This is a genomic window from Saccharothrix hoggarensis, from assembly GCF_042678885.1.
Classification (GTDB): domain Bacteria; phylum Actinomycetota; class Actinomycetes; order Mycobacteriales; family Pseudonocardiaceae; genus Actinosynnema; species Actinosynnema hoggarensis.
On the sequence record NZ_JBHTLK010000081.1, the window covers coordinates 1 to 26,759 of the forward strand.

At 72.1% G+C, this 26,759-nt stretch carries 26 protein-coding genes and 1 riboswitch; of the genes, 16 read left to right on the top strand and 10 right to left on the bottom strand.

Translation table 11 applies throughout. The features are described 5' to 3' along the window. From ACFQ3T_RS17205 to ACFQ3T_RS17215, 3 genes are all read right to left on the bottom strand, one after another. On the bottom strand, positions 1-290 hold a 290-nt coding region (locus ACFQ3T_RS17205), incomplete at its 3' end, for an alpha/beta hydrolase (RefSeq protein ID WP_380724285.1). A gap of 63 nt (positions 291-353) precedes the next feature. Next, positions 354-1,001, bottom strand: coding sequence for a response regulator (locus ACFQ3T_RS17210; protein ID WP_380724286.1), 648 nt, complete (start codon positions 999-1,001; stop codon positions 354-356). A 147-nt stretch (positions 1,002-1,148) separates the two neighbouring features. Next, positions 1,149-2,273, bottom strand: coding sequence for a sensor histidine kinase (locus ACFQ3T_RS17215; protein WP_380724287.1), 1,125 nt, complete (start codon positions 2,271-2,273; stop codon positions 1,149-1,151). Between the two features lie 191 nt (positions 2,274-2,464). Between ACFQ3T_RS17215 and ACFQ3T_RS17220 the strand changes: the two genes are divergently transcribed. Then, a complete protein-coding gene (locus ACFQ3T_RS17220; protein ID WP_380724288.1) occupies positions 2,465-2,965 on the top strand; it encodes a hypothetical protein in 501 nt (166 codons plus the stop codon). 150 nt (positions 2,966-3,115) lie between these two features. Next, positions 3,116-4,675, top strand: coding sequence for a cellulose binding domain-containing protein (locus ACFQ3T_RS17225; protein ID WP_380724289.1), 1,560 nt, complete (start codon positions 3,116-3,118; stop codon positions 4,673-4,675). Between the two features lie 102 nt (positions 4,676-4,777). On the opposite strand, the gene metX is transcribed toward ACFQ3T_RS17225, so the two are convergent. Both metX and ACFQ3T_RS17235 read right to left on the bottom strand, forming a co-directional pair. Then, positions 4,778-5,854 (bottom strand): homoserine O-acetyltransferase MetX, encoded by a 1,077-nt coding sequence (gene metX, locus ACFQ3T_RS17230; RefSeq protein ID WP_380724290.1) that lies wholly within the window; start codon positions 5,852-5,854, stop codon positions 4,778-4,780. Then, positions 5,851-7,140, bottom strand: a complete 1,290-nt coding sequence (locus tag ACFQ3T_RS17235) for a bifunctional o-acetylhomoserine/o-acetylserine sulfhydrylase (protein WP_380724291.1) — start codon at positions 7,138-7,140, stop codon at positions 5,851-5,853. The genes metX and ACFQ3T_RS17235 overlap by 4 nt, the downstream gene beginning before the upstream one ends. Positions 7,141-7,373: 233 nt before the next feature. On the opposite strand from ACFQ3T_RS17235, the gene ACFQ3T_RS17240 reads away from it, so the two are divergent. Both ACFQ3T_RS17240 and rdmE read left to right on the top strand, forming a co-directional pair. Beyond that, entirely contained in the window at positions 7,374-8,390 is a 1,017-nt protein-coding gene (locus ACFQ3T_RS17240; protein WP_380724292.1) for a Gfo/Idh/MocA family protein, read from the top strand. 30 nt (positions 8,391-8,420) lie between these two features. Continuing rightward, the gene (gene rdmE / locus ACFQ3T_RS17245; protein ID WP_380724293.1) at positions 8,421-9,974 is read left to right on the top strand and encodes an aklavinone 12-hydroxylase RdmE; all 1,554 of its coding nucleotides are present in this window, start codon (positions 8,421-8,423) and stop codon (positions 9,972-9,974) included. On the opposite strand, the gene ACFQ3T_RS17250 is transcribed toward rdmE, so the two are convergent. Continuing rightward, positions 9,971-11,263, bottom strand: coding sequence for an MFS transporter (locus tag ACFQ3T_RS17250; protein ID WP_380724294.1), 1,293 nt, complete (start codon positions 11,261-11,263; stop codon positions 9,971-9,973). The two genes, rdmE and ACFQ3T_RS17250, sit on opposite strands and share 4 nt — an antisense overlap. A 155-nt stretch (positions 11,264-11,418) precedes the next feature. Here ACFQ3T_RS17250 and ACFQ3T_RS17255 point away from each other — a divergent pair, with 155 nt between their 5' ends. From ACFQ3T_RS17255 to ACFQ3T_RS17275, 5 genes are all read left to right on the top strand, one after another. Then, on the top strand, positions 11,419-11,772 hold the full coding sequence (locus ACFQ3T_RS17255; protein WP_380724295.1) for an SSI family serine proteinase inhibitor: 354 nt from the start codon (positions 11,419-11,421) through the stop codon (positions 11,770-11,772). Between the two features lie 297 nt (positions 11,773-12,069). Continuing rightward, positions 12,070-13,983, top strand: coding sequence for an ABC1 kinase family protein (locus ACFQ3T_RS17260; RefSeq protein ID WP_380724310.1), 1,914 nt, complete (start codon positions 12,070-12,072; stop codon positions 13,981-13,983). A 29-nt stretch (positions 13,984-14,012) separates the two neighbouring features. After that, positions 14,013-14,792, top strand: coding sequence for a hypothetical protein (locus ACFQ3T_RS17265; RefSeq protein WP_380724296.1), 780 nt, complete (start codon positions 14,013-14,015; stop codon positions 14,790-14,792). Continuing rightward, positions 14,785-15,099: a winged helix-turn-helix domain-containing protein gene (locus tag ACFQ3T_RS17270; protein WP_380724297.1), complete on the top strand. Its 315-nt coding sequence runs from the start codon at positions 14,785-14,787 to the stop codon at positions 15,097-15,099. The genes ACFQ3T_RS17265 and ACFQ3T_RS17270 overlap by 8 nt, the downstream gene beginning before the upstream one ends. After that, entirely contained in the window at positions 15,096-15,581 is a 486-nt protein-coding gene (locus ACFQ3T_RS17275; protein WP_380724298.1) for a glutathione peroxidase, read from the top strand. The genes ACFQ3T_RS17270 and ACFQ3T_RS17275 overlap by 4 nt, the downstream gene beginning before the upstream one ends. A gap of 87 nt (positions 15,582-15,668) precedes the next feature. Here ACFQ3T_RS17275 and ACFQ3T_RS17280 read toward each other — a convergent pair whose 3' ends face one another. After that, complete coding sequence (locus ACFQ3T_RS17280) at positions 15,669-15,920, bottom strand: transcriptional regulator (protein WP_380724299.1); 252 nt, start codon at positions 15,918-15,920, stop codon at positions 15,669-15,671. 504 nt (positions 15,921-16,424) lie between these two features. On the opposite strand from ACFQ3T_RS17280, the gene ACFQ3T_RS17285 reads away from it, so the two are divergent. Beyond that, entirely contained in the window at positions 16,425-17,792 is a 1,368-nt protein-coding gene (locus tag ACFQ3T_RS17285) for a hypothetical protein (RefSeq protein WP_380724300.1), read from the top strand. Here ACFQ3T_RS17285 and cutA read toward each other — a convergent pair. From cutA to gcvH, 3 genes are all read right to left on the bottom strand, one after another. Beyond that, positions 17,789-18,124, bottom strand: coding sequence for a divalent-cation tolerance protein CutA (cutA, locus tag ACFQ3T_RS17290; protein WP_380724301.1), 336 nt, complete (start codon positions 18,122-18,124; stop codon positions 17,789-17,791). The genes ACFQ3T_RS17285 and cutA overlap by 4 nt on opposite strands. 156 nt (positions 18,125-18,280) lie before the next feature. After that, positions 18,281-19,651: an L-serine ammonia-lyase gene (locus tag ACFQ3T_RS17295; protein WP_380724302.1), complete on the bottom strand. Its 1,371-nt coding sequence runs from the start codon at positions 19,649-19,651 to the stop codon at positions 18,281-18,283. Between the two features lie 4 nt (positions 19,652-19,655). Further along, a complete protein-coding gene (gcvH, locus tag ACFQ3T_RS17300; RefSeq protein WP_380724303.1) occupies positions 19,656-20,036 on the bottom strand; it encodes a glycine cleavage system protein GcvH in 381 nt (126 codons plus the stop codon). 143 nt (positions 20,037-20,179) lie between these two features. Beyond that, positions 20,180-20,274, bottom strand: a riboswitch (glycine riboswitch). A gap of 196 nt (positions 20,275-20,470) precedes the next feature. Between gcvH and ald the strand changes: the two genes are divergently transcribed. The 6 genes from ald to ACFQ3T_RS17330 form a co-directional block, all read left to right on the top strand. Beyond that, entirely contained in the window at positions 20,471-21,577 is a 1,107-nt protein-coding gene (gene ald, locus ACFQ3T_RS17305; protein WP_380724304.1) for an alanine dehydrogenase, read from the top strand. 416 nt (positions 21,578-21,993) lie between these two features. Next, positions 21,994-22,119 carry a hypothetical protein gene (locus tag ACFQ3T_RS17310; protein ID WP_380724305.1) on the top strand — a complete coding sequence of 42 codons (126 nt, stop codon included), beginning with the start codon at positions 21,994-21,996 and terminating at the stop codon, positions 22,117-22,119. Between the two features lie 5 nt (positions 22,120-22,124). Continuing rightward, positions 22,125-22,499 carry a hypothetical protein gene (locus ACFQ3T_RS17315; protein ID WP_380724306.1) on the top strand — a complete coding sequence of 125 codons (375 nt, stop codon included), beginning with the start codon at positions 22,125-22,127 and terminating at the stop codon, positions 22,497-22,499. Positions 22,500-22,547: 48 nt separating this feature from the next. Then, positions 22,548-23,903 carry an ABC transporter ATP-binding protein gene (locus ACFQ3T_RS17320; RefSeq protein ID WP_380724307.1) on the top strand — a complete coding sequence of 452 codons (1,356 nt, stop codon included), beginning with the start codon at positions 22,548-22,550 and terminating at the stop codon, positions 23,901-23,903. After that, complete coding sequence (locus tag ACFQ3T_RS17325; RefSeq protein WP_380724308.1) at positions 23,903-24,778, top strand: ABC-2 transporter permease; 876 nt, start codon at positions 23,903-23,905, stop codon at positions 24,776-24,778. Before ACFQ3T_RS17320 ends, ACFQ3T_RS17325 begins: the two co-directional genes overlap by 1 nt. A 113-nt stretch (positions 24,779-24,891) precedes the next feature. Next, positions 24,892-26,759 (top strand): ABC transporter ATP-binding protein (locus ACFQ3T_RS17330; RefSeq protein ID WP_380724309.1); only part of this gene is annotated, 1,868 nt, incomplete at its 3' end.

The following is a 26,759-nucleotide window of genomic DNA, read 5'->3' on the forward strand; positions in this document are numbered from 1 at the left end:
AGCCGCCCGCCGGCCGCGTCCACGCCCAGCCCGGACGGCGTCCGGTAGCCGAGCCACGCCACCACCGCGACGTCGTCCCGCCCGACGGACGCGTGCAGGTCGCGCGCCATCCGCCCGACCGTGGCGCCGAACGTCGCACCGTCCACATCGGACCCCGGCACGACCACCGCGACGTGCGCGGCGCGCGCCAGGTCGCCGTGGACCTCGACGCGCGGGGTGAACGCGGGCGGATCGCCACCCGGCGTCACCAGCACCAGCAACGCGGCCAGGACCGCGATCTTCTTCGGCATGCCGCCGAAGCTAGGGAGGTGACGGCCCGGTGATCGTCACCCCGCGGTGCCGAGTGGACGGCCCTACCGGGGTACGACGAGACCGGACTCGTAGGCCGCGATCACGGCCTGCGCCCGGTCGCGCAGGCCCAGTTTCATCAGGACACGGCTCACGTGGGTCTTCACCGTCTGCTCGGCCAGCACGAGGTGCGCCGCGATCTCGCCGTTCGAGAGGCCCTGCGCGATCAACCGCAGCACCTCGGTCTCCCGCTCGGTCAACGCGCCCAGCGCCGCCGGCTTCACCACCCGCACCGGCTGCGCCTTGACGAAGTCCTCGATGAGCCGCTTGGTCACCGACGGCGCGAGCAGCGCGTCCCCGCGCGCCACGACCCGGACGGCGGCCAGCAGCTCGCTCGCGGGCGCGTGCTTGAGCAGGAACCCGCTGGCACCGGCGCGCAGCGCCTCGTACACGTAGTCGTCCAGGTCGAACGTGGTCAGCACGAGCACCTTGACCGGGTCGTCGGCCAGCAGGCGGGTCGCGGTCAGGCCGTCCATCTCGGGCATCCGCACGTCCATCAGCACCACGTCCGGGCGCAGCCGGCGCACCTCGCCGACGGCGGCGACGCCGTCACCGGCGGACCCGACCACGGTGATGTCCGGCTGGGCGGCGAGCAGCGCCGAGAAGCCCTCCCGCACCATCTCCTGGTCGTCGGCGACCAGCACCCGGATCACGCCCGCACCGCCTTCACCACAGCAACCCCCGCCACGCAGACACCCACGACTCCGGCCCACACCCCACCGGCCCACACCACGCCAACCCAGCAGCGCCGCCCCACAGCCCGCCGACCACCACCCCGCCGCCCCACACCCCGCCGGCCGTCACCGCGACCCCACCGGAATCGACGCCCGCACCTCGAAGCCCCCGTCCGCGGTCGGCCCGGCGCTCATCGAGCCGCCGTGCACCGCCACCCGCTCCCGCATGCCCCGCAGCCCGTGCCCGCCGCCACCGCCGAGCGACGGCCCACCCACCCCGTTGCGCACGACGACCCGCAGCTCCTCCCCCACCACCTCGACGGTCACCGCCGTGGTCGACCCCGGCGCGTGCCGGGCCGCGTTCGTCAGCGCCTCCTGCACGATCCGGTACGCGGTCAGCCCGACGGCCTCCGGCACCTCGGCCTCGGTCACGGCGGCGTCCGCGTGCAGCGCCCTGATGTCGGCCAACCCCGGCTGCGGCGCGCGGTCGGCCCGCTGACCGTCGGCCCGCAGCACGCCCAGCAGCTGCTGCATGTCCGTGATCGCGGCCCGCGCCGCCGCGCCCAGCTCGGCGAACTCGCGCCGGGCCGCCTCGGGCAGGTCCGCGATCCGGTAGGGCGCGGTCTCGCAGCGGACCACCACCATCGACATGTGGTGCGCGACGACGTCGTGCATCTCGCGGGCGATCCGGGCGCGTTCGACCAGCGCCGCCTTCTGGTCCCGCTCGGAGTGGAACCGCTGCTCTGCCCGCCCGCGCGCGCCGAACGCGTACCCGAGCAGGAGCAGGAGGAGCAGCATGCCGATCGTGGGCAGGGTGCGCTCGGACACGCCCGGCCCGCTGGTGGAGGCCGCCACACCGGCCGTGACCAGGCCGACGACCAGCACGACCCGGCCGCTGTGGATCATGCCGACGGCCAGCAGCACGGGGACGTACCAGCACCACTGCCACGCGCCGAACACCGTCGGCTCGGCGGGCAGCAGCATCCGGGTGGCCACCAGGCCGGCGGTGGCCAGCCGCCAGGCCCCCAGCGTCGAGCGCAGCAGGAGCACGAAGCTGCCGCCGACGAGCGCGAACAGCAGCGGCCACCAGCCGTCCGGCTCCTCCAGCGAGACGTACTCCTGGCTGACGCCGATGGCGATGACCAGGCCGTAGCCGAGCACGGCCACGTCGGTGACGCGCCGGTGCCGGAACCGCTCGAAGACCCGCGTGCGGTCGCGGAGCAGCACGACCTGGAGGAGAGTGCGGATCACGGTCCCGATGCTAGGCGGCGGCCCCGTCCGGCACATGCCACCTCGGGTTGTCATACCCCGGTAGCACCCATACCGGAGCGGCACCCGCCGGACAAGCCGTTGCGGCAGGCGAACACCACCATGTAGTCAATACGACAGAGCGGCACTACGGCAGAGCTGTGCGCCCCTACTCCGTGTTGGAAGATGGCTGAATGCACCCGCAGCAAGATCCGGATCGCTGGGCACGGCTCCAGGCCGTGGCCGGTGAAGCCCTGACCGCCACCAAGGTCGGGGAGGACGCTGTCGCGGTAGACCTGGTCACCGGCTACCTCAGCGGCTCCCCCGAGGGCAACGAGGAGATCCGGGAGCTGGTGCTCCTGCTGTTCTCCGAGTGCAGCGCGATGGTGGCCGCCCTCGGCTCGGGCGGCGCGACGCCGGTCAAGATGCAGGTCTTCGACGAGGACGGGCAGGAGGTGCCGATCGACGACGCCGACCCGCCGGTCCGCACCGCGATCCGCACGCTCCTCGCCGAGGTGCACGGCGACGAGGAGGCGGCGGCCGAGCAGATCGAGATCGCCCTGGCCAACGGGCAGCCGCAGGAGCTGGCCACGGTGGTGCTCCAGGCCCTGCGCTGGACGGTGAAGCTGGCGCTGGAGTGCGCGATGCGCGACCTGCCCGTCTCCACGTGGATCGCCACCGCCCTCGAAGACTGACCGTTTCGTCCCGGTCTGCCCGTTTCCTCCCGGCCGTCGCCGGACCCACCGCGAGACCCGTCGGTAAAGAGCCTTGCCATTCGCCGTGGTCTAGACCACTCTCCGAGGTGGGCGCGATTCACCCTGCCACTCCGCCGAGGGAGACTCCTCATGTCACGACGACTGGGTGCGCTGCTCGCGACGAGCGCACTCGCCATCGGTTCCCTGCTCATCGGTCCGGCCGCGTCAGCGGCGCCGGGCGTCACCGCCACCTTCGCCAAGACCCAGGACTGGGGCAGCGGCTTCGAGGGCAAGTTCACCGTCGCCAACGGCGGCCCCACCGCCATCAGCTCGTGGCGGATCGAGTTCGACCTCCCCGCGGGCACCTCGCTCGGGTCGTACTGGGACGCCTTGGTCACCCGAACGGGTGATCACTACGTGGCGACCAACCGCGACTACAACGGCGCCGTCGCCGTGGGCGCGTCGGCGAGCTTCGGCTTCGTCGGCACCGGCTCCGGCGCGCCGCTCAACTGCACCGTCAACGGCGCTCCCTGCACCGGCGGCGGCAGCGGCGACACCACCGCGCCGAGCGTGCCCGGCGGTCTGCGGGTCACCGGCACGACCGGCAACTCGGTGTCGCTGGCGTGGACCGCGTCGACCGACAACGTCGGCGTGACCGCGTACGACGTGTACCGGGGCGCCTCCGTCGCCACCACCGTCACCGGCACGACGGCGACCGTCACCGGCCTGACCCCCTCCACCGCGTACACCTTCACGGTGCGGGCGCGTGACGCGGCCTCGAACACCTCGGGCCCGTCGAACCAGGTCTCGGCGACCACCCAGCCGGGCGTCACGCCGCCCGGCGGCCGCGGCGCGCCGTACCTGTTCCTCGGCTGGGGCAACCCGCCCGCGCCCGCCACGATCATGAACGCGACCGGCGTCAAGTGGTTCACGATGGCGTTCGTGCTGTCGTCCGGCGGCTGCAACCCCGCGTGGGACGGCAACCGGTCCCTGACCGGCGGCATCGACGCGCAGGCCATCCAGCAGATCCGCGCGGCGGGCGGCGACGTCGTGCCGTCGTTCGGTGGCTGGAGCGGCAACAAGCTCGGCCCGAACTGCGCCACCCCGCAAGCGCTTGCGGGCGCGTACCAGCAGGTCATCAACGCCTACGGGCTGAAGGCCATCGACATCGACATCGAGAACACCGACGAGTTCGAGAACGCGGTCGTGCAGGACCGGATCCTGGAAGCCCTGAAGATCGTCAAGCAGAACAACCCGGGCATCCAGACGATCGTCACCTTCGGCACCACGACCACCGGCCCGAACTCCTGGGGCAACCGGCTGATCGAGCGGGCCGCGGCGATCGGCGCGAACATCGACGTGTTCACGATCATGCCGTTCGACTTCGGCAGCTCGAACATCGGCACGGACACGATCAACGCCGCCACCGGGCTCAAGAACAAGCTGAAGACCACGTTCGGGTGGTCCGACGCGGAGGCGTTCCGGCACGTCGGCATCTCCGGCATGAACGGCCTGTCCGACCAGCGCGAGGTCACCACCACCCAGACGTGGACGCAGCTCCGTGACTGGTCGAAGGCCAACGGGCTGTCCCGGTTCGCGTTCTGGGCGGTCAACCGCGACCGCGGCGGGTGCGACGGCCAGGTGGCGTCGAACTGCAGCGGCATCCCGCAGGCGGACTGGGAGTTCACCCGGATCACGGCCGGCTTCTAGTCGGCAGAGCGGGTTCCGGCCAGGCCGGCTTCCGGTCGGTCGAGCCGGGCTCCGGCCGGGTTCCGGCGGCTGAACCGGGGTTCAGCCCGGTTCAGCTCCGGTTCAGCCGGTGCCGAGCACGTCGTCGACCAGCTTCGACACCTGGTCGACCTCGATGAGGAACGCGTCGTGGCCGTGCGGCGAGGTCACGACGCGCAGGTCGCCGGCGCCGGGAACGGCGTCGGCGATCTCGGCCTGCCGGCGCAGTGGGTACAGGCGGTCGGAGTCGATGCCCGCCACCACGGTCCGCGCGGTGACGCGCCGCAGCGCCGCCCGCACCCCGCCCCGCCCGCGCCCGACGTCGTGGCTGTTCATGGCCTCGGTGAGGGTCACGTAGCTGGCCGGGTCGAACCGGCGGACGAGCTTGTCCGCGTGGTGGTCGAGGTAGGACTCCACGGCGAACCGGCCGTCGTCCTGCACCGCCCGCCCGAACCGGGCGTCCAGCTCCGGCTCGCTGCGGTAGCTGACGTGGGCGATCCGGCGCGCCACGCCGAGCCCGCGCACGGGGTCGAGCCGGATGGCGTGCAGCTGGGCGGACGCCAACGCGATGTTCTCGGCCGTGGACGCGGCGGGCGCGGCCAGCACCAGCAGGGCGCGCACCCGGTCCGGTTCGGACACCGCCCACTCCAGCGCCCGCATCCCGCCCATGGAGCCGCCCAGCACGGCGGCCCACGCGTCGATCCCCAACGCGTCGGCCAGCTGCACCTCGGCCGCCACCTGGTCCCGCACGGTGAGCCGCGGGAACCGCGCGCCCCACGGCCTGCCGTCCGGGGCGGTCGCCCACGGCCCCGTGGTGCCCTGGCACCCGCCGAGCACGTTGGGCGCCACGATGAACCACCGCGCCGGGTCCAGCGCGCGCCCCGGACCCACGAGGCCGTCCCACCAACCGGGGGTCGGGTGGCCGGGCTCGGCCGGACCGGCGACGTGGCTGTCACCGGTCAGCGCGTGCAGCACCAGCACGGCGTTCGACCGGTCCGCGGCCGGCGTGCCCCAGGTCTCGTACGCGATCCGGAACGGCAGGCCGGGCAGCGCGCCGCGGAACCACCGCCGTCGCCCGTTCGGGTCCCCCTCCCGCCACCCGCCGGCGGCGGGAGGGGTCTCCCCGACAGTGGACCCGAAGCCCGGAGGACGTGACGTCACAGCACCGACTTCGCGGCGCGGAAGCCCGCCTCCAGGTCCGCCTTGAGGTCGTCGACGGCCTCGATGCCGACCGAGAGCCGCACCAGTCCCGGCGCGACCCCCGCCACCAGCTGCTCCTCCGGCGTGAGCTGGGCGTGCGTGGTGCTGGCCGGGTGGACGACCAGGCTGCGCACGTCGCCGATGTTGACGAGCTGGCTGAACAGCTCGACACCGTCCACGAAGGCCCGGCCCGCCTCCACCCCGCCGCGCAGCTCGAACGACACCACGCCGCTCGCGCCGGCCGGCAGGTACCTGCGCGCCAGGTCGTGCCACGGGCTCGACGGCAGGCCCGCGTAGTGCACCTTCTCCACCTCGTCGCGCGACTCCAGCCACCGCGCCAGCTCCAGCGCGTTGGCGGAGTGCCGGTCGATGCGCAGCGACAGCGTCTCGATGCCCTGCAGGATCAGGAAGCTCGTCAACGGGGCGATCGCCGCGCCGGTGTCGCGCAGGCCCTGCACCCGCAGCTTCGCCGCGAACGCGCCGTGCCCGAGCGCGGGCCAGTACCGCAACCCGTGGTAGCTCGGGTCGGGCTCGGTGAAGTCGGGGAACCTCGCCGCGTCGGAGAACTCGAACGTGCCGCCGTCCACGACGATGCCCGCGACCGCGGTGCCGTGCCCGCCCAGGTACTTGGTGGCGGAGTGGATGACGATGTCCGCGCCGTGCTCGACCGGCCGCACCAGGTACGGCGTCGGCACGGTGTTGTCCACGGCCAGCGGCACGCCGGCCTCGTGCGCGACCCCGGCGACGGCCGCGATGTCCAGCACGTTGCTGCGCGGGTTGGCCAGCGACTCGGCGAAGAACAGCTTGGTGTTCGGCCGCACCGCCGCGCGCCACGCGTCGAGGTCGTCCGGATCGTCCACGAAGGACACCTCGATGCCGAGCTTCGGCAGCGTGTAGTGGAACAGGTTGTACGTGCCGCCGTAGAGCGACGCGCTGGTCACGAGGTGGTCGCCCGCGCGGGCGACGTTGAGCACGGCGCCGGTGACGGCGGCCTGGCCGGACGCGAACGCCACCGCCGCCACGCCGCCCTCCAGCGCCGCGACCCGCTGCTCCAGCACGTCCTGGGTGGGGTTGTTGATGCGGGTGTAGATGTTGCCCGGCTCGGCCAGGCTGAACAGCGCCGCGCCGTGCGCCGAGTCGCGGAACACGAACGACGTGGTCTGGTAGATGGGCGTGGCACGGGCGCCGGTGGCGGGATCGGGCGCGGCGCCGGAGTGGACCTGCTTGGTGTCGAAGGACCAGGACATGCCGAAGACTCCTGTCTTACCGGGTTGATCGTTTTTCGGGCACGCCGAGGAGACCGGGAACCCGGGTGCGTGCGAGAGGTTGAGGCGGATCAGCCGAGACGACAGGCCATGCTGGTGACGCGCACGTAATCCACGTGCCGCCGTGCCACGAGCGGACTCATGACGCTGAAAGTAGCGGTGGGTCACCGTCCACGACAGGGCGTCCACGACGTGGGAAGCCTAGGGTTTTCCGCATGCGCACCGCACTCATCGGTTACGGGCTCGGCGGAGCCGCGTTCCACGCCCCGTTCCTGTCCACCACGCCCGGCCTCGCGTTCGCGGCCGTGGTCACCGGCAACCCCGACCGGCGGGCCGAGGTCGCGGCCCGGTACCCCGACGTCGAGCTGATCGCCTCGGTGGACGACGTGTGGCGGCGGGCGGACGACTTCGACCTCGTCGTGGTGACCACGCCGAACCGGTTCCACGCCGCGCACGCCCGCACCGCGTTGGAGTACGGCCTGAACGCCGTGGTGGACAAGCCCTTCGCGGCGTCCGCCGCCGAGGCGCGCGAGCTGGCCGAGCTGGCGGAGTCGCGCGGGTTGCTGCTCGCGCCGTTCCACAACCGGCGCTGGGACGGCGACTTCCGGACGGTGGCGCGGCTGGTGCGCGAGGGCGCGCTGGGCGACGTGCACCGGTTCGAGTCGCGGTTCGAGCGGTGGCGGCCGGAGGTGCGGGAGGGCTGGAAGGAGTCCTCGGACCCGGCCGACCTGGGCAGCATCGTGTTCGACCTCGGCACGCACCTGGTGGACCAGGCGGTGGCGTTGTTCGGGCGGCCGACGGGCGTGTACGCGGAGGTGCGGACGTTGCGGCCGGCGGCCCACGCGCACGACGACGCGTTCCTGGCGCTGACCCACCCGTCCGGGGCGGTGTCGCACCTGTGGGCGTCGGCGTTGGCGGCGGCGCCGGGCCCGCGGTTCCGCGTCCTCGGCAGCCGGTCGGCGTACCTGAAGCACGGGATGGACCCGCAGGAGGAGGCGTTGAAGGCGGGCGCGGTGCCCGGCGGCGAGGGGTGGGGCGAGGACCCGGTGGACCGGTGGGGCGTGCTCGGGTCGGAGCCCGTGCGCACGGAGGCCGGGGCGTACCAGGAGTTCTACGCGGCCATCGCCGCCGGTCAGGCCCCGGTCCCGGTGGCGGACGCGATCACCGGGCTGGAAGTGGTCGAGGCGGCCTTCGAGTCGGCGCGCACGGGCACTGTCATCTCTCTTGCCTGACAAGTTTCTTTGTGGCTAAGATTCTTAGTCATGAGAGACGAGTGTGCGCAGGTCGTGGTGGTCGGTGCGGGGTTGGGCGGGTTGTCCGCCGCGGTGTTCCTCGCGCAGCAGGGCATCGGGGTGCTGGGGATCTCCAAGCACCGGGGGACGTCGCCGCACCCGAAGGCGGCCGGGCAGACGCACCGCACGATGGAGCTGCTGCGCCGCGCGGGGGTCGCGGACGAGGTGCTGGCGGGCAGCGCCGGCGTGGCGGGCGGGCTGGTGATCAAGGTCGCGGAGAGCCTGCGCGGCCGGGTGTTTCACACGATCGTGCACGAGGACGACGAGCTGGACACCGGGCTCAGCCCCGAGCGGCACGGGATGTCCGGCCAGGACCACGTCGAGCCGGTGCTGCTGCGCCGGGCCCGCGAGCTGGGCGCGGACGTGCGGTTCGAGACCGAGCTGGTGTCGTTCGAGCAGGACGACGACGGCGTGACGGCGCTCGTGCGGGACCGGCCGTCGGGGCGGGAGTGGACCGTGCGGGCGGACTACCTCGTCGCCGCCGACGGCCACCGCGGCGCGGTCCGCGAGGCCCTGGGCATCGCCCGGCAGGGGCGGGGCCCGTTGTCGCACCACATCGGCGTGGTGTTCGACGCGGACCTGGCCGACCACCTCGTCCAGGACAGGTTCACCCTCTTCTACCTGCGCAACCAGGCGTTCACGGGCGTCCTGGCCGCGACGAACACCGAGCGCCGCAACGTGTTCACGGTCGAGTACGACCCCGCGCGCGAGTCCCTCGCGGACTACCCGCCGCAGCGGTGCGCCGAGCTGCTGCGGATCGCGACCGACGTGCCGGACCTGGAGCCGGACATCGTGGAGGTCACGGCGTGGGAGATGGCGGCGTGGGTGAGCGACCGGTTCCGGTCCGGGCGGGTGTTCCTGGTCGGCGACGCGGCGAAGGTGACCCCGCCGACCGGCGGACTCGGCGGCAACACCGCGATCGGCGACGGGCACGACATCGCCTGGAAGCTGGCCGCGGTGCTGAAGGGCGAGGCGGGGCCCGGCCTGCTCGACAGCTACGAGGCCGAGCGGCGGCCGTACGCGGAGCTGGTGGTGGACGGGTCGTTCGCCAACTACGTCCAGCGGTTCGCGCCCCACCTGGCCGGCCCCGACGTGCCGGAGCCGATCGACCCGCTGCGCCTGGTGCTCGGCTACCGCTGCCGTTCGGGCGCGGTGCTCGTCGAGGACGACGACCCGGCCCCGATGGAGGACCCCGCCCAGCCCAGCGGACGGCCCGGTTTCCGCGCGCCCCACGTGACGGTGGAGCACGACGGCGCGGTGAAGTCCACAGTGGACCTCTTCCGCGGCTGGACCCTCCTCACCCTCAACCCCGACTGGGCGGCCGCCGACGTGACGGCCCCGCCGGCACTGGACGTGCCCGTCGTGCGCGACACGACCGGCGAGCTGGCCAAGCGCTACGGCATCGGCGAGGAGGGCGCGAGCCTGATCCGCCCGGACGGCGTGGTCGCCTGGCTCGACCCGGAGCGCCCGACCGACGCGACCGCCCAGGTGACCGCCGCCCTGACCGCCGTCCTGTCCCGCTAACCCGGCGAGCGCGCCGGTTCGGCGGCGGACCGGCGCAGCGTCTCCCCGATCGTCAGCAGGCACAGGGCGCTGACCAGCGCGCCGGCGATCAGGTACAGCGAGATCGGCCACGAGTCGTGCGTCGGCGTGGCGCCCAGCAGCCACGCCGCCACGACCGGGGACAGCCCACCGCCCAGCACCGCGCCCAGCTGGTAGCTCAACGACACGCCGCTGTACCGCACCCGCGTGCCGAACAGCTCGGCGTAGTAGGCGGGCATCGGGCCGAACACCGCCGCCGAACCCGCGAACGCGAGCACCATCGCGAGCACCACCAGCCCCGGCGACCGCGTCTCCAGCAACCAGAAGAACGGGAACGCGATCAGGCCGAGGAACGCCACCCCGCCGAGCATCACCGGCAACCGCCCCAGCCGGTCGGACAGCCGCGCGAACACCAGGATCGCCACCGCCTGCGAGAACGCGCCGATCAAGCCGGCGTTCAGCAACGTGCCGCGCGCCATGCCGAGCTGCTTCGTCCCGTACGACACGGCGAACGTCGCCACCACGAAGATGAACATGTTGAACCCGAGGTTCACGCCCGCGCCGAGCAGCACCCGTCGCCACGAGTGCCGCAGCACCTCGGCCACGGGCAGCCTCACCGCGCCCGCCGCGTCCCGCGCCCGCCGGAACGCCGGGCTCTCCTCCACCGACAGCCGCACGTACAGGCCGACGCCCACGAGCACCAGGCTGAACAGGAACGGCACCCGCCAGCCCCAGTCGAGGAACGCGTCGCCGGACACCGCGGTGGACGCCGCCATCGCGCCGTTGGCGAGCAGCAACCCGATGGGCGACCCGAGGAACGTCCAGCTGCCGTACCACCCGGTGCGGCCGGCCGGGGCGTGCTCGACCGCCATCAGCGTCGCGCCGCCCTGCTCGCCGCCGAGGAAGAACCCCTGCACGACCCGCAGCAGCACCAGCAGCAGCGGCGCGGCCAGCCCGATGGACGAGTACGTCGGCAGCAGCCCGATCGCCGCCGTGCACACGCCGGTGGCGGTCAGCGTCAGCACGAGCATGGACCGCCGCCCGACGCGGTCGCCGAAGTGGCCGATCACCACCCCGCCCAGCGGGCGGGCCAGGAAACCCGCGCCGAACGTGGCGAACGCGAGCAGCGTCCCGATCCGGGGGTCGAAGGAGGGGAAGAACAACTTGTCGAACACGAGTGCCGACGCCGTGCCGTAGAGCAGGAAGTCGTACAACTCCACCGCGTTGCCCGCGCTGCTCGCCAGGGCCACCCTGCGCACGTGGGAAGCCATCCACCCACCCTGGCCCGACGGTCGCGCGCCGCCACCTCGACCGTGACCCACGTCACACGGAAGTACTGCGGCCCGCCGGGTCGACAACGGGGGCAGGACCACACGATCCGGTGAGTTCCCTGGAGGTCGGGGTGCGGTGCGGCCAGGGTGATGACATGGCACCACTCCCCCTGTTGGCGGCGATGGCCGCCCTGGCACCCACGTTCGCCGCGCCGGAGTCGAGCTTCGTGCTCACCGTCCTGCGCGGCGACTCGCTCCGGGTGACCGACCTGACGTGCGAGCCGGCCGGCGGCCTGCACCCGCGGGCCGAACAGGCCTGCCTCGCGCTGTCCGATGTGGACGGTGAGATCGGCGGCCTGTCGACCGGCCAGGGCTTCTGCACGCTGGAGCACGACCCGGTGGTGGTGCGGGCGTCCGGCACGTGGCGCGGCGAGACGCGCTCGTTCGAGGCGGTGTACCCGAACCCGTGCGTGATGCGCGCCGAGACCGGCCCGGTGTTCGACCTCTGACGGTCGAGGCGTCGGCGCCCGGACCGCAGAGGGGTCCTCCGACACCGCCGCCGAAGTCGTGGACCCCCCTGCGGGGTTCGGGAGGTCGTCGGACCTCTTCGCCCGACCGTAGGATTCCGCCGCCCATTCGTCAAGAATCTTCACATTCTTGAATCGCGCGGTGCGGCCGGAACCCGCGCGACGATCACCCGCCGAACACCCGACCTGACCCGTCCGAGTGATCGGATCTCTCCTGACGGCCCAACCCGTCTCAGGCCGGTCGCTCTATCCTCCGCGCGAACCACTTGGGGGATGACGATGGGTGACTTCCTGCTGTACACGGTGGGCGTTCCGGTGACGTTCCTGCTGTTGGTGACGGGCATCGCGCTGGCCGCGCGGCGCATCCTCGGCCTGCACGTCGGCCTGATCCGCACCGCGCTCGCGTGCCTGGTCGGCCTGTCGCTCAGCGAGGCCGCGCTCAGCGCCATGCCGACCCCGGAGACGACGCCCGCGCTCGCCACCGTGCAGGTCGGCATCTCGCTGCTGCTGATGATCGCCCTGCTGACGTTCGGCGAGATCGTCGTGCCGACCGGGTCGATCCCGCCGCCCACCGAGTGGTGGCGCACGCTGCGCCGCCGGCTCGCCCGCACCCGCCGGTACTCGCGGATCACCGCGATCGCGTTCCGGCACGGCCTCGGCCCGTACCTGCGCGGCCGGGAGCGCACCGACACCCGGCTGGCCCGGTCGCTGCGCCTGGCGCTGGAGGAGGGCGGCGTCACGTTCGTCAAGCTCGGCCAGGTGCTGTCGACGCGGCCCGACCTCCTGCCCGCCGACGTGGTGGACGAGCTGACCCGGTTGCAGGACAAGGTGCCCGCGGCGCCGTGGGCGGGGGTGCGCGAGGTGCTGGTGGCGGAGCTGGGGCACCCGCCGGAGGAGGTCTTCGCCGAGTTCGACGAGGAGCCGATCGCCGCCGCGTCCGTCGCCCAGGTGCACCGCGCCCGGCTCAAGACCGGCGAGGACGTCGTGGTGAAGGTGCAGCGGCCCGGCGTGCGGCGGGTCGCCGAAGGCGATCTCGACATCGTGAACCGGCTCGCCGGCACGCTGCACGCCAAGACGCGGTGGGGCAAGGCGATCGGCGTGCGCGACCTGGCCGCCGGGTTCTCCACCGCGCTGCTGGAGGAGCTGGACTTCCGGGTCGAGGCGCGGAACCTGGCGGCGGTGCGGGCGGCGTCCCCGGACCCCGGCGTGGTGCTGCCCGCCGTGCACGAAGACCTGTGCACGGAACGCGTCCTGGTGATGGAACGGCTGGACGGCGTGCCGGTGCGGTCGGCCCCGCTGCGGTCGGTGGACGGCGACGCGCTGGCCCGGTCGCTGCTGGACGCGCTGCTGCGCCAGGTGATGGTCAGCGGCGTGTTCCACGCCGACCCGCACCCCGGCAACATCCTGCTGCTGCACGACGGCAGGCTCGGCATGCTCGACTTCGGCTCGGTCGGCCGGATCGACAGCCAGCTGCGGGCGGCCCTCGGGACGTTGCTGCTCGCCATCGAGCGCCGCGACCCGGCCGGGATGCGCGACGCGCTGCTGGAGCTGGTGACGCGGCCCGACGAGATCGACGAGCAGCAGCTGGAACGCGCGCTCGGGCAGTTCATGGCACGGCACCTCAGCGACGGCATGCGGCCGGACGTCGAGATGTTCGGCGACCTGTTCAAGCTGGTCTACCGGTACGGGCTGAGCATCCCGCCGGAGATCGCGGCGGTGTTCCGGGCGCTGGCGACGGTGGAGGGGACGCTGGCCGCGCTGTCGCCGGGGTTCAACATCGTGGTCGAGTCGCGGGCGTTCGCGGAGCAGCAGCTCAGGGAGCACATGACGCCGGAGTCGCTGCGGCGGACGGTGACCGAGGAGCTGCACTCGATGCTGCCGATGCTGCGCCGGCTGCCCCGTAGGGCGGAGCGGATCTCCAGCGCGTTGGAGCAGGGCAGGCTCGGGCTGAACCTGCGGTTGTTCGCCGACGAGCGGGACCGGCAGTTCGTCGTCTCGCTGCTGCACCAGGTGATGCTGACCGTGCTGGGCGCGACGGCGGGTGTGATGGCGGTGCTGCTGCTGGGCGCGGACGGCGGGCCGCGGGTGGGTCCGGACCTCTCGCTGTTCCAGCTGTTCGGCTACAACCTGCTGGTGATCAGCGTGCTGCTCGGGCTGCGGGTGGTGGTGACCATCTTCCGACCTCGGGGTTGACGCCTGGTTTGCCGTGCAAACTCGACTGCATGGCAGACTTGTTGGGCGACCTGGCCGCGCTGCGCCGCCGGGCGCGGGAGGACCGGCACGCCTACCCGTTCCCGCTGCTGTTCTTCGGCGTCGCGTCGTTCCTGGCGATGCCGCTCTACGCGCCGGCCGGCCCCGCGCCACACCTGGTGGTGCACGAGATCAGCCTGAACCCGTTGACGGTGCTCGGCGCGGCCGCCGGTGTGCGGCACCCGTTGGCGCTGGGCCTGTACTGGCTCGCGGTGCTCGTGGCGGGCGCCCTCGCCACCGCCTGGTGGTACCGCGGGCGCGGCCGCCGCGTCGGCATCGAGACGTCGACCAGCGGTTACCTGGCCGCGTTGGCGATCGGGCTCGGCGCGCCGCTCGTCAGCATGGGCCTGGTCTGGTACCTGCCCAGGACGACGTTCGGGCTGTGGGGTCAGGGGCAGGCCACCGGCGTCGGCCTGGTCGTGATCCCGTTGGCGACCGTCCTGTGGCGCCGGAAGGCTCCGCGCGTCCTCACCGTGGCGGCGGCCGTCCTCGGCACGGCGGTGCTGCAGTACGCCCAGGCGTGGATCGGGCAGTTCATCGCGATCGGCCTCGGCCTGGTCGTGCTGGCGGCCGTGGAGCGCAGCACCAGGTTCACCACCACCACCGCGGCGTACCTGGTGGCGCTGTGCGTGACCGCCGGCTTCACGCCGCTGACCGTCACGCCCGCCACCGCGTGGTCGATGGGCAGCGTGGTGGTGCTGCCCGGATTTGTGCTCGTCGTCGGCGGTCTGGTGGGCTTGCGGCGTGGCTGAGCACCCGACCGCGTCGCTGGACGACGTCGTGCACCAGAAGCACCGGCTCGGCATCCTCACCGTCGCGGCCGAGGCGAAGCGGGTCGAGTTCGGGTACCTGCGGTCGACGTTGGAGCTGACGGCGGGCAACCTGTCGCGGCACATCGCCGTGCTGGAGCAGGCCGGGCTGGTCGCCGTGGAGAAGGGGTACGACGGCCGGCGGCCGCGCACGTGGGTCAGCGTGACCCAGGCCGGCCAGGCCGCATTGGATGCCGAGATGAGTGCCCTGCGCGCGTTGGTCGAGCGGCACGTAGCCTCGGGCGCATGAGCATCCACGACATCCCCGTGCACACCCTGTCCGGTGAACCGTCGAGCCTGGGTTCGTTGGCGGGCAAGGCGTTGCTGGTGGTGAACGTCGCGTCCAAGTGCGGGCTGACCCCCCAGTACCGCGGCCTGGAGCGGCTGCAGGAGCGTTACGGGGACGCCGGCTTCTCGGTCGTCGGCTTCCCGTGCAACCAGTTCGGCGGCCAGGAGCCGGGCACGGCGGAGGAGATCGAGACCTTCTGCTCCACCACGTACGGCGTGACGTTCCCCCTGTTCGAGAAGATCGAGGTGAACGGCCCGTCCCGCCACCCGCTGTACGCGGAGCTGACCCGGACCTCCGACGTCGACGGCGCGGCCGGCGACGTCCAGTGGAACTTCGAGAAGTTCCTGATCACCCCGACCGGCGAGGTAGCCGCCCGCTTCCGCCCGGCCACCGAGCCGGAGGACGAGGCCGTCGTGAAGGCGATCGAGTCGGTCCTCCCCTGACCGCCACTCCTCTGACCTCCTGACTCCCGGCCACCGGGGCCGCCCCACGGGACCGGCCCCGGCCCGGTTCCTCACCGGCAACGCGGGTCACCCGTTGTGGTCGACCTCGAACAGGTCTTCGAACGCCAACGGCGCAAGCGCCTTCAACGCGCCACCGATGAACCCCGCCCCCGGCAACTGCTCCCCCGCGCGCACGCGCTTCACCGTCGACCTGTTCACCCCCATCACCTTCGCGAGCGCGTACTCCGACCGGAACCCGGCCAACGCCACCGCGCGCCCGAACGCGTCCGCCCGCAGGCGCACCGCGTACCTCGGGCCTGCCGTGACGGCTGCGGTCATCGTGGATGGCTCCCCGGCCCCGACTCCCCGCAGCTCGAGGCATCCGACTCCGACCAGCCGCCGGACCAACCCGGCAGGCCTCGCCCCGGCACCTCGGGCCTCAAGGCGTGACGACTGGGCGACGGGTCCAACGCCGCCGCGAGCAGGTGCGCCTGACTGCCCAACTCGATCAGGAAGGCCGCCAACCTCGCCGGCCCGCCCGCACCTTCCGGCACTCCCACCAAGACCTCACCGGGGTCCATCGTCAACCGCAGCGCGTACCAATCCGTACCCGGCCGTTTGACGACCTCCGGCTTCGCGTTCGGGCCAGGCGTGAACAACCCGCTCACTTCCATGATCAGCCTTTCAGGGTCGCAGTCCATCGGGAGGTGTCACCGTGCGCATCGTCGGGCGTTCCCCCGGCCTGGCGTCCAAACTGGACGCATATGCGAACACCCAGGAGCCTGCACATATGTGTCCGACGCATACAGACTGGTCGTGACGCAGTGTGACACCTACACTCGTATGCGTAGCGAGATCCGAGGGGATCACATGTCAGAGGCTCCGCAGCACGGGGAGGAGTTCTGGTCCCGGCCGGAACTGGCACGGGCGCTGCGAGATCGACACTTCGGCAGGCTGATGCGTGCCTATCGACAGGCGCACAGCCCAGAGGTGAAACAAGTCGATCTTGCCCGGTGGATCGGCCGGACCCAGGGTCAACTGAGCCGCATCGAGCGTTCATCCGTCGCGGTCACGGATCTGAGAAAACTGCAACCGTGGGCGGAAGCCCTGAAGATCCCGGCACATCTGTTGTGGTTCGCGCTGCCCGCGAACACCCCGACCGGTATCGACAGCGAGGACGACGAGCGGCAGCAGGAAGGGGCAGACGTGCGACGCCGAGACCTGCTCAGGGCGGCGGGTGTCACCGCGGCAGCGGCGGGCGCCGACCTGATGATCAACACGCCGTGGCAACGGCTCACGGACTCCGTCGAGCGCGACAGACCGGTGGACGACGCCACCACACGTCTCGTGCAGGACCGGACCGCCGAGCTGTTCCAGACGGAAGAGACCGTGCCCGCCAGGCAGTTGCTCGACTCGCTGACGGCTCACGAGCGGGTGTTGCGGACCCTCCTGAAGAACGCACGTTCCGACTCCTCCAGGCGAACCCTGGCAGTCGCGCTCGGCGAGACCACCGCCCTCACCGGGTGGACCCTCTTCGACGTCGGACGGGGCAACGAGGCCGCGCACACGTGGCGCGAGACGCTCAAGATCGCCAAGGCGGTGGATGACGGTGCGCTCGCCGCGTGCGCGCTCGGCTACTGGAGCTACCTCGCCGCCTCGCGGAACGACACCGGCCCCGCGGTCAAGCTCTTGCAGCAGGCACACGACCTGGTGCCGGGTTCCTCCGCGCCGGCCACCCGGTCGTGGATCGCCGCCCGACAGGCGGAGGAGCTGGCCCGGCTGGGCGACGACACCGCGGCGTTGCGCGCCGTCGAACGCGCCATGACCGCCTTCGACTTCGCCCGGCCTCGCACCGAGCGCGCGTGGACGGGCTTCTTCTCCGCGAGCCGACTCGGCAGCCTCACCGTCTCGACCTACACCACCTTGCGCCGGACCGACGCCGACGCCGAGGCGCAGTCGCTGCTGAAGTCGCTGTCGCCCGGGGACAACAAGGTCCGCGCGCTGGTCCTGGCCGACCTGGCGGCAGCCGCGGCGTCGAGCAGGGACTTGGACAAGGCGGGCGAGCTCGCCACCCTGTCCGGGCGACTGGCTGTGCGGACCGAGGCGACCTTGGCGAAGACCCGGCTGCTGACCCTCGCGTCGACACTGCCCGCCGCGTGGAACGGCGCCGAGGCCGCGCTGCGGGAGAAGATCGCCACCGTCCTGCACTAGCTCCCGGCGACGGGGCGCGTCTCGTCAACCATCCACTGGAGGTAGGCGGGATTCCCGCCGACCACCGGGAGCGCCACCAGCTCCGGCGTGTCGTAGGAGTGGTTGGCCTTGACGAACGCGGTCAGTTCCTCGATCCGGTCGGCCGTGGTCTTGATCCAGAGCTGCCACTCCTGGTCGTCCTGGATCGCGCCGTCCCACCGGTAGATGCTGCGAATGGGGCCGCTGATCTGCACGCAGGCGGCCAGTCGCGCTGCAACGATCGCCTTGCTCAGCGACTCCGCTTCCTCCGCGCTGTCGGTCGTCGAAATGGCCACGATCTGCTCGGCGCTCATCTGGTCCCTCCGGTCGAACTCGTCTCACGAGCCTACGTCCGACCCCCTCGGCCGCCATCCGCGTTCACGCCCTCCGCAACGACCGACGGCCCCTCGGCCCGTGCGCGAACGCAAGGACCGAGAGGCCGTCCGCCGACCCGGCTCAGAGACCGGACGTCAGCACTCGATGACGTTCACGGCGAGGCCGCCGCGTGCCGTCTCCTTGTACTTGTCCTTCATGTCCTTGCCGGTCTCACGCATGGTCTTGATGACCTTGTCCAGCGACACGAAGTGCGAACCGTCGCCCCGCAACGCCATCCGGGCCGCCGTGATGGCCTTGATCGACGCCAGCGCGTTCCGCTCGATGCACGGGATCTGCACCAGCCCGCCGATCGGGTCGCACGTCAGCCCCAGGTTGTGCTCCATCGCGATCTCGGCCGCGTTCTCGACCTGCTCGGGTGTCCCGCCCATCACCTCGGCGAGCCCGCCGGCGGCCATGGAGCAGGCCGAGCCGACCTCGCCCTGGCAGCCGACCTCGGCGCCGGAGATCGACGCGTTCTCCTTGAACAGCACGCCGACCGCGCCCGCCGTCAGCAGGAACCGCACCACGCCGTCGTCGGACGCGCCGGGCACGAACCGGGTGTAGTAGTGCAGCACCGCGGGCACGATGCCGGCCGCGCCGTTGGTCGGGGCGGTCACCACGCGGCCGCCCGCGGCGTTCTCCTCGTTCACCGCGAGGGCGAAGAGGGTGACCCAGTCCATCACCCGCAACGGGTCGGTGGCGTAGTGCTCGGCGGTCATCCGCTGCCGCATCTCGGCCGCCCGCCGCCGCACCTTCAGCCCGCCCGGCAGCACGCCGGTCTCCGTGCAGCCGCGCTCGACGCACTCCTGCATGACGCTCCAGATGTGCAGCAGACCCGCCCGCACCTCGGCCTCGCCACGCCAGGACAGCTCGTTGGCGAACATCACCTCGCTGATCGACAGCCCGGTCTCGCGGGTCCGCGCCAGCAGCTCGTCACCGGTCCGGAACGGGTACACCACCGGCGTCTCGTCGGCCTTGATCCGGTCCGCGCCGGTGGCCGTCTCGTCCACCACGAACCCGCCGCCCACGGAGTAGTACACCGCCGAGTCGACCACGGCGCCGTCGGAACCCGAGTAGGCGACGAAGCTCATCCCGTTGGGGTGCAGCGGCAACGACTTCCGCCGGTGCATGACGAGGTCGTCGTCCTCCTTGAACGCGATGTCCCGCACGCCGCCGAGCGACAGCCGCCCGGTCGCCCGGACCTCCGCCACCCGGCGCTCGGCCTCGACGGGGTCGACGTCCTCCGGCCGGTGGCCCTCCAGCCCGAGCAGCACCGCCTTGGGGCTGCCGTGGCCGTGCCCGGTCGCGCCGAGCGAGCCGAACAGCTCCACCCGGACGCGGTCGACCGACGCCAGCACGGGCTTCAGCCGGTCGACGAACATGGTCGCCGCCCGCATCGGGCCGACGGTGTGCGAGCTGGACGGGCCGATCCCCACGGAGAACAGGTCGAAGACGCTGATCGCCATGACGTCAGGCCTCGGTCAGTTCCGCGTACTTCGCGGCCGTCAGCAGCCCGGTGGCGTCCACCACGGCCACCTTGAACAGCCAGCCCGCGCCGTACGGGTCGTTGTTGATCAACGACGGGTCGTCGACGACCGCCGGGTTGACCTCCACGACCTCGCCGCCGACCGGCGCGTACAGGTCGCTCACGGACTTGGTCGACTCCAGCTCGCCGCACACCTGGCCGGACGTGACGTGGGCGCCCACCTCGGGCAGCTCCACGAACACGATGTCACCCAACGAGTCCGCCGCGTACGACGTGATGCCGATGGCCACGGGGTCCTGGGTACCCGGCGCCCAGTCGACCCACTCGTGCTCGGGCGTGTACAGCAGGTTCTCCGGAAAAATCACGACAGCGCTCCCTAAGTGAGGTCCAGATCCCCTCTCTGTCCTGGGACCTGAGAGCTTCGCCGGTCCGCCACGACGGTCGCACCGTCGGTCGGTCCCGGCTTGCACCGTGGGTGCGCGCCGCGAGGCACGCTTTCCAGAGTCGCCTCACCCGAGCGGTTCTCGCTGCCTGAGAGTGTGCGGGGTACTTGCTCCTTCGGCGCCCCGGCACGATCACCGAGGTCTCTCCCGCGCGGGTTCCGGCGCTGACCAACGCGCCGCGGCCGATGTTCAGTTGGTTGGCCCGCACGCTAGGTGCCCACGCGGACGGGTGTCAACGCGCCACCGGGCTTGTTCCGCCGGCACAACGCGACCCCTGGCCGTTCGTGCCGGCCGCACGATGACACCGAAACCCCGGTACCGGACCTTTGGCGTAACAACGGCCGAAGGAGCCCACCGTGCGGATCGCAGTTCCCCGCGAGATCAAGAACCACGAGTACCGCGTCGCGCTGACCCCGGCGGGCGCCCACGAGCTGTCGCAGCGCGGTCACGACGTGGTCGTCGAGACGGGCGCGGGGCTCGGTTCGGCCATCACCGACGAGGAGTACCTGGCCGCCGGCGCGAAGGTCCTGCCCACCGCGGACGACGTGTGGGCCGAGGGCGACCTGGTGCTCAAGGTCAAGGAGCCCATCGCCGAGGAGTACCCGCGGCTGCGCAAGGGCCAGGTCCTGTTCACCTACCTCCACCTCGCCGCCGACCAGCCGCTGACGCAGGCGCTGCTGGACTCCGGCACCACCGCGATCGCCTACGAGACCGTGCAGACCCCGAACGGCGCCCTGCCGCTGCTGGCGCCCATGTCGGAGGTCGCCGGCCGCCTCGCGCCGCAGGTGGGCGCGTTCTCCCTGATGAAGCCCTCCGGCGGGCGCGGCGTGCTGCCCGGCGGCGTTCCGGGCGTGCACCCGGCGCGGGTGGTCGTCATCGGCGGTGGCGTGGCGGGCCTGAACGCGGCCGCGATCGCCGTCGGCATGGGCGCCGACGTGCAGATCCTCGACACCAACGTGGACCGGCTGCGCCACATCGACGCGCTGTACCAGGGCCGCCTGCGCACGGTGACGTCCAACCGCTACTCGGTCGAGCAGGCCGTCCGCGAGGCCGACCTGGTGATCGGCGCGGTGCTCGTGCCGGGCGCGAAGGCGCCGAAGCTGGTCGGCAACGAGCTCGTGGCCGACATGAAGCCGGGCTCGGTGCTCGTGGACATCGCCATCGACCAGGGCGGCTGCTTCGCCGACTCGCGGGCGACCACGCACGCCGACCCGACGTACCAGGTGCACGAGTCGGTCTTCTACTGCGTCGCGAACATGCCCGGCGCGGTGCCGCGCACCTCCACCTACGCGCTGACCAACGTGACCCTGCCGTACGCCGTGGCGCTGGCGGACAAGGGCTGGGAGGCGGCGCTGCGCGCGGACGCGTCCCTGGCGCTCGGCCTGAACGCGCACGACGGCCTGCTGACGAACCTGCCGGTCGCCGAGGCCCACGGCCTGACCCACACGCCGATCGACTTCTGAGACCCGGGAACCCGGACGACCGGGCCGTCACGCGGAAGGGCCCCGCTCACAGCACGTGAGCGGGGCCCTTCGACGTTAAGACGGCCCGCTCAACCAGCCTGGGGGTCACTGGGAGCGGGCCGCAACGCCAATCCTAGCCGGGAACGCTCCGCGGTGCCCAGCGGGGCCCACCGATCCGATCCGATTCGTTCACCCGCCCACCGTCAGTGCGCAACCTCGGGCAAACGAGTGAATTCCGTACGTAACGGGTAAGTCACGACGGCTCGGCGGCCGATGCAGAGGACGGGAACCCCGCAGCTACGCAGCGGGGTCGTCCGCTCGCGCGGCGTTCTGCCGCGCCACCTCCGATCGGAGTGCAGATGGCTGAACCTCAGGGTTGGATCGACTGCCACGACCCGTTCGGGCGGGACCGGTCGATGACCGTTCTCGTCGAGAACGACCGAGTTCTGCTGGTCGCGCCGCCGGGCGAATCGGCTGTGATGTCGGTCACACAGACGCGCAGGTTGCGCCGTCTGCTCGATCAAGCCGCCGACAGGATGTGACCGACGTGGACGAGTCACTGCGGGCCGCCGTATTGCGCCGGCTCGCGCTCCTGGACGAGGTCGCGGAACGCGGCGAGGCGGACGCCCTCGTGCCGCTCGCCCGGTCCGAGATCCACCGCCTGGCCGACGGTTGGCGCCTGCTGCTGACGTTGCACCAGCCCGATCCGGACGGCCGCTGCGGCGCGTGCCCCGGCATCCTGCGGCACAAGAAGTGGCCGTGCCAGGTGTGGACGATGGCCCACCAGCACCTCATCGGGGAGGGCGTCCCGCACCGCGAGCGCCGTCACCCGCTGCGACCGCTGCGCCGCTCGCACGACGCCGAGGCCACGACCGAGATACCCGCGGTGAGGTCGAAACCCCGACATGCCCTACCCGAGTGATGCGCCTAGGGCAGGATGGCGCCCGGTAGGAGCATTCGGGAGGGACGCGTGCACGACGGCACTGGCCGCATCGTGGTGCAGAACTTGACCAAGCAGTTCGGTCCGGTCGCAGCGGTGCAGAATCTCAGCTTCACAGTGGAACCGGGTTCGGTGACCGGGTTCCTCGGCCCCAACGGGGCGGGCAAGACCACGACGCTGCGCATGCTGCTCGGCCTGGTGACCCCGACCGCGGGCATCGGACTGATCAACGGCAGGCCGTTCCACCAGCTCGGCAACCCGGGACGGGTCGTCGGCGCGGTGCTGGAGGCGCAGGGCTTCCACCCGAAGCGCACGGCGCGCAACCACCTCCGGGTGTACGCCGCCGCGATCGGCGTGCCGGACTCGCGCGCCGACCAGGTGCTCCAGCTCGTGGGCCTCGGCGCCGCGGGCGAGCGCAAGGCGGGCGGGTTCTCGCTGGGCATGAAGCAGCGGTTGGCGCTGGCCACCGCGCTGCTCGGCGACCCGCAGGTGCTCGTGCTGGACGAGCCGGCGAACGGCCTGGACCCGGAGGGCATCGCGTGGCTGCGGTCGTTCCTCCAGTCCTACGCGCGCAGCGGGCGGACCGTGCTGATCTCCAGCCACCTGCTGGCCGAGGTCGAGCAGACGGTCGACCAGGTGGTGATCATCAGCCGCGGCCAGACCATGTACTACGGGCCGCTGGACCACCTGCGCGACCAGCAGCAGGGTCGGGTGCTGGTGCAGCCGTCCGACACGGGCGGGCTCGTGGCGGCGCTGCGCGAGGACGGGATCAACGCCATCGAGCAGCTGCCGGACGGCCGGATCGCGGTCACCGGGGTCGAGGCCAAGCAGGTCGCCGACACCGCGTTGAAGGCGGGCGTGTCGATCTACGGCATCCAGGAGGAGAAGGCCGACCTCGAACGCCTCTTCTTCCAGCTCACCAACGGCCAGTTCGCGGCGCCCGGCCAGAACCAGTACGGGCCCCAGCCCGGCGGCTACCAGCAGCCCGGCTACCAGCAACAGGGTTACCAGCAGGCGGGTTACCAGCCGCAGGGCTACCAGCAGCCCGGCTACCAGCAGTCCGGCTACCAGCCGCCGGTGCAGCCGCAGCCCGGCCACCAGTCCGGCTACCACCAGCCGGTGCAGGCCCAGCCCGGCTACCAGCCCGTGCCGCAGCAGCCGTACGACCAGCAGGGCTACCAGCCGCAGCCGGGTCAGCAGCCCGGTCAGCCTGGCCAGTCCGGTCAGCCTGGCCAGCCGCCGCAGACCCCGCCGCAGGGCTACGAGCAGCAGTACCAACAGCCCCCGCAGGGCTACCAGCCACCACCACCGGGACACCAGCAGCCGCCGCAGGACAACCCGTACGGTCAGCAACAGGGTCAGGGCGGCCTGGGGGGCGGTGCGTGATGCTGGGCAACCTGATCAAGTCGGAGTTCCGCAAGTCCACCACCACGGGCCTGTGGTGGGGCCTCATGATCCCCACGGTGCTCATCGCGCTCGGCTGGGCGCTGGGCACCGGCGCCATCGGCAAGGGCATCATGGACGTCGTCAACAGCGAGGACGCCGAAGAGCTGACCCGACTGCTGGGCGTCGACCCGTCGCAGTGGCAGGTGTCGCTGTTCGGGATGGCGCGCAGCATCAACGTCGCGACCATCTTCCCGATGATCTTCGGCGGGTTGGCGATCTCGAACGAGATCAACCGCAAGACCATCACGACCACGTTCCTCACCGCGCCCAACCGGGTCGCCGCGATGACGTCCAAGATGATCGTCTACATCGTCTGGGGCGCCATCTACGGCGTCGCGATCGTGGCGTCGGTGAGCATCGGCATCGTGATCACGTCGGACTCGGGCGCCCTCCCGGACGCCGGCGGGTGGCTGGCGCTGGCCGGTGTCGGCATCCTGTCGTCGATCCTGATGACGATGTTCGGCGTGGGCGTGGGCGCGCTGATGACGAGCGTCGTGGGCACCACCGTCGTGCTGCTGCTGTACATGCTGATCGTGGAGAACGGCATCCAGCTCGTGCTGGCGTCGCAGAACCTCCCGGAGATCATCGGCTTCCTGCCGAACGGCGCGGTGAACGGCCTGACCGGTTCGGTGGCGTCGTCGCTGTTCCTGTCCAACGCCGGTGTCGTGCCGCCGGAGCTGGAGGAGCTGCTGCGGGCCGTCGCGGGCGCGCTGGGCGCGTTCGACTGGTGGCTGAGCGGCCTGATCTTCCTGGTGTGGACGGCGTTGTTCTTCCTGGGCGGCTGGGCGGCCACCCAGCGCAAGGACATCACCTGATCCAGTGATCTTGAACGTCTGAGCGCCTGGCAGAGGCCGTCCCGAAGGTTCGGGGCGGCCTTTGTCACATCGTGGGGGCCGAATCTGTCGGTGGGCCGACCTATGTTGGATTCGTGACCAAGACCGAGGGCTGGATCCGCAGACTCGCCACCGCGTGCTGGCAGCACCGCGCGCTCGTGGTGTGGTCGGTGCTGGCCGCCGTCGTCGGCGTCGGCCTGCAGGCGGTCGGGCCGCTGCTGATCAAGGTCGCCGTCGACGACGCGATGGCCGGCCGCACGGACCGGCTCACGTGGCTGGCGATCGTCCTGGTCGGCTTGGAGCTGCTGACGTTCGGCACCGCGTTCGTGCGCCGCTACCTGGGCGGCCGGCTCGCCGTCGACGTGCAGCACGACCTGCGGCAGGCGGTGTTCGGCGCGGTGCAGCGGCTCGACGGGCCCAAGCAGGACGCGTTGCGCACCGGCCAGGTCGTGTCCCGCTCGATCACCGACCTGCAGCTGGTCAACAGCCTGCTGTCGATGACGCCGCTGGCGCTCGGCACGGTCATGTTCACGCTGGCCTCCCTGGCTGCCATGTTCTGGCTCTCGCCGCTGCTCACGGTGATCGCGCTGGTGATCGTGCCCGCGGTCGGGGTGGTCGCGGCGCGCAGCAGGCTGACGTTGTTCCCGGCCACGTGGTCGGCGCAGCAGCGGGCGGCGGACGTGGCGCAGCACGTGGAGGAGACCGTCACCGGCGTGCGCGTGGTGAAGGGCTTCGGCCAGGAGGAGCGCGAGGTCGCCCGGCTGGAGTCGCGGGCGCGGGTCCTGTTCGCCGAGCGGATGCGGGCGGCCCGGCTGACGGCGCGCCCGGCGGCGACGTTGACGACCCTGCCGTACCTGGGCCAGGTGGCGGTGCTGGCGCTGGGCGGCTGGCTCGCGCTGCGCGGCGAGGTCACGCTGGGCACGTTCCTGGCGTTCTCGACGTACGTGGCGACGCTCGTCGGCCCGACCCGGCTGCTGTCGAGCCTGATGGTGACGGCGCAGCTGGCCCGTGCGGGCGTGGAGCGGGTGTACGAGCTGATCGACTCGCAGCCGGACGTGGTGGACGGCGACCGGGACGTGCCGCCGGGGCCGGTGGCGGTGGAGCTGCGTGACGTCACGTTCGGGTACACGCGCAGCGAGCCGGTGCTGTCCGGGGTGTCGCTGCGGGTCGAGCCGGGCGAGACGCTGGCCGTCGTCGGCACGGCGGGTTCGGGCAAGTCGACGGTGTCGCTGCTGCTGCCGCGCTTCTACGACGTGCACGAGGGCTCGGTGTCGGTCGGCGGGGTGGACGTGCGGGAGCTGCGGCTGTCGTCGTTGCGGCGGACCGTGGGGACGGTGTTCGAGGAGGCGTTCCTGTTCTCGGACACCGTGCGCGCGAACATCGCCTACGGCCTGCCGGACGCCTCCGACGAGCAGGTGGAGGCGGCGGCGCGGGCGGCCGAGGCGCACGGGTTCATCCAGGCGCTGCCGAACGGCTACGACACGGTGGTGGGCGAGCGCGGGCTGACGCTGTCCGGCGGCCAGCGGCAACGGGTCGCGCTCGCGCGTGCCCTGCTGTCGGACCCGCGGGTGCTCGTGCTGGACGACGCGACGTCCGCCGTGGACACCGCGACCGAGGCGGCGATCCACCGCACGCTGGCGGCTGTGACGGCCGAGCGCACCACGGTGCTGATCGCGCACCGGCGGTCGTCGTTGACGTTGGCCGACCGGATCGCGGTGCTCGACGCGGGCCGCGTGGTCGACGTGGGCACGCACGCCGAGCTGCACGAGCGCTGCCGGCTGTACCGGGAGCTGCTGGCCGGGCCGGGCGAGGCGATCGAGCAGGTCGACCCGCGTGCGGACGCCCGGCTCGAACCGGGGCCGGACGGCACCACGCCCGACCTGTGGCCGGCGTCCGAGCAGGACGACCTGGCCGTGCGCGCGGCGAACCGGGCCGTCGGCGCGACGACCGTGGCGCGGGGCGG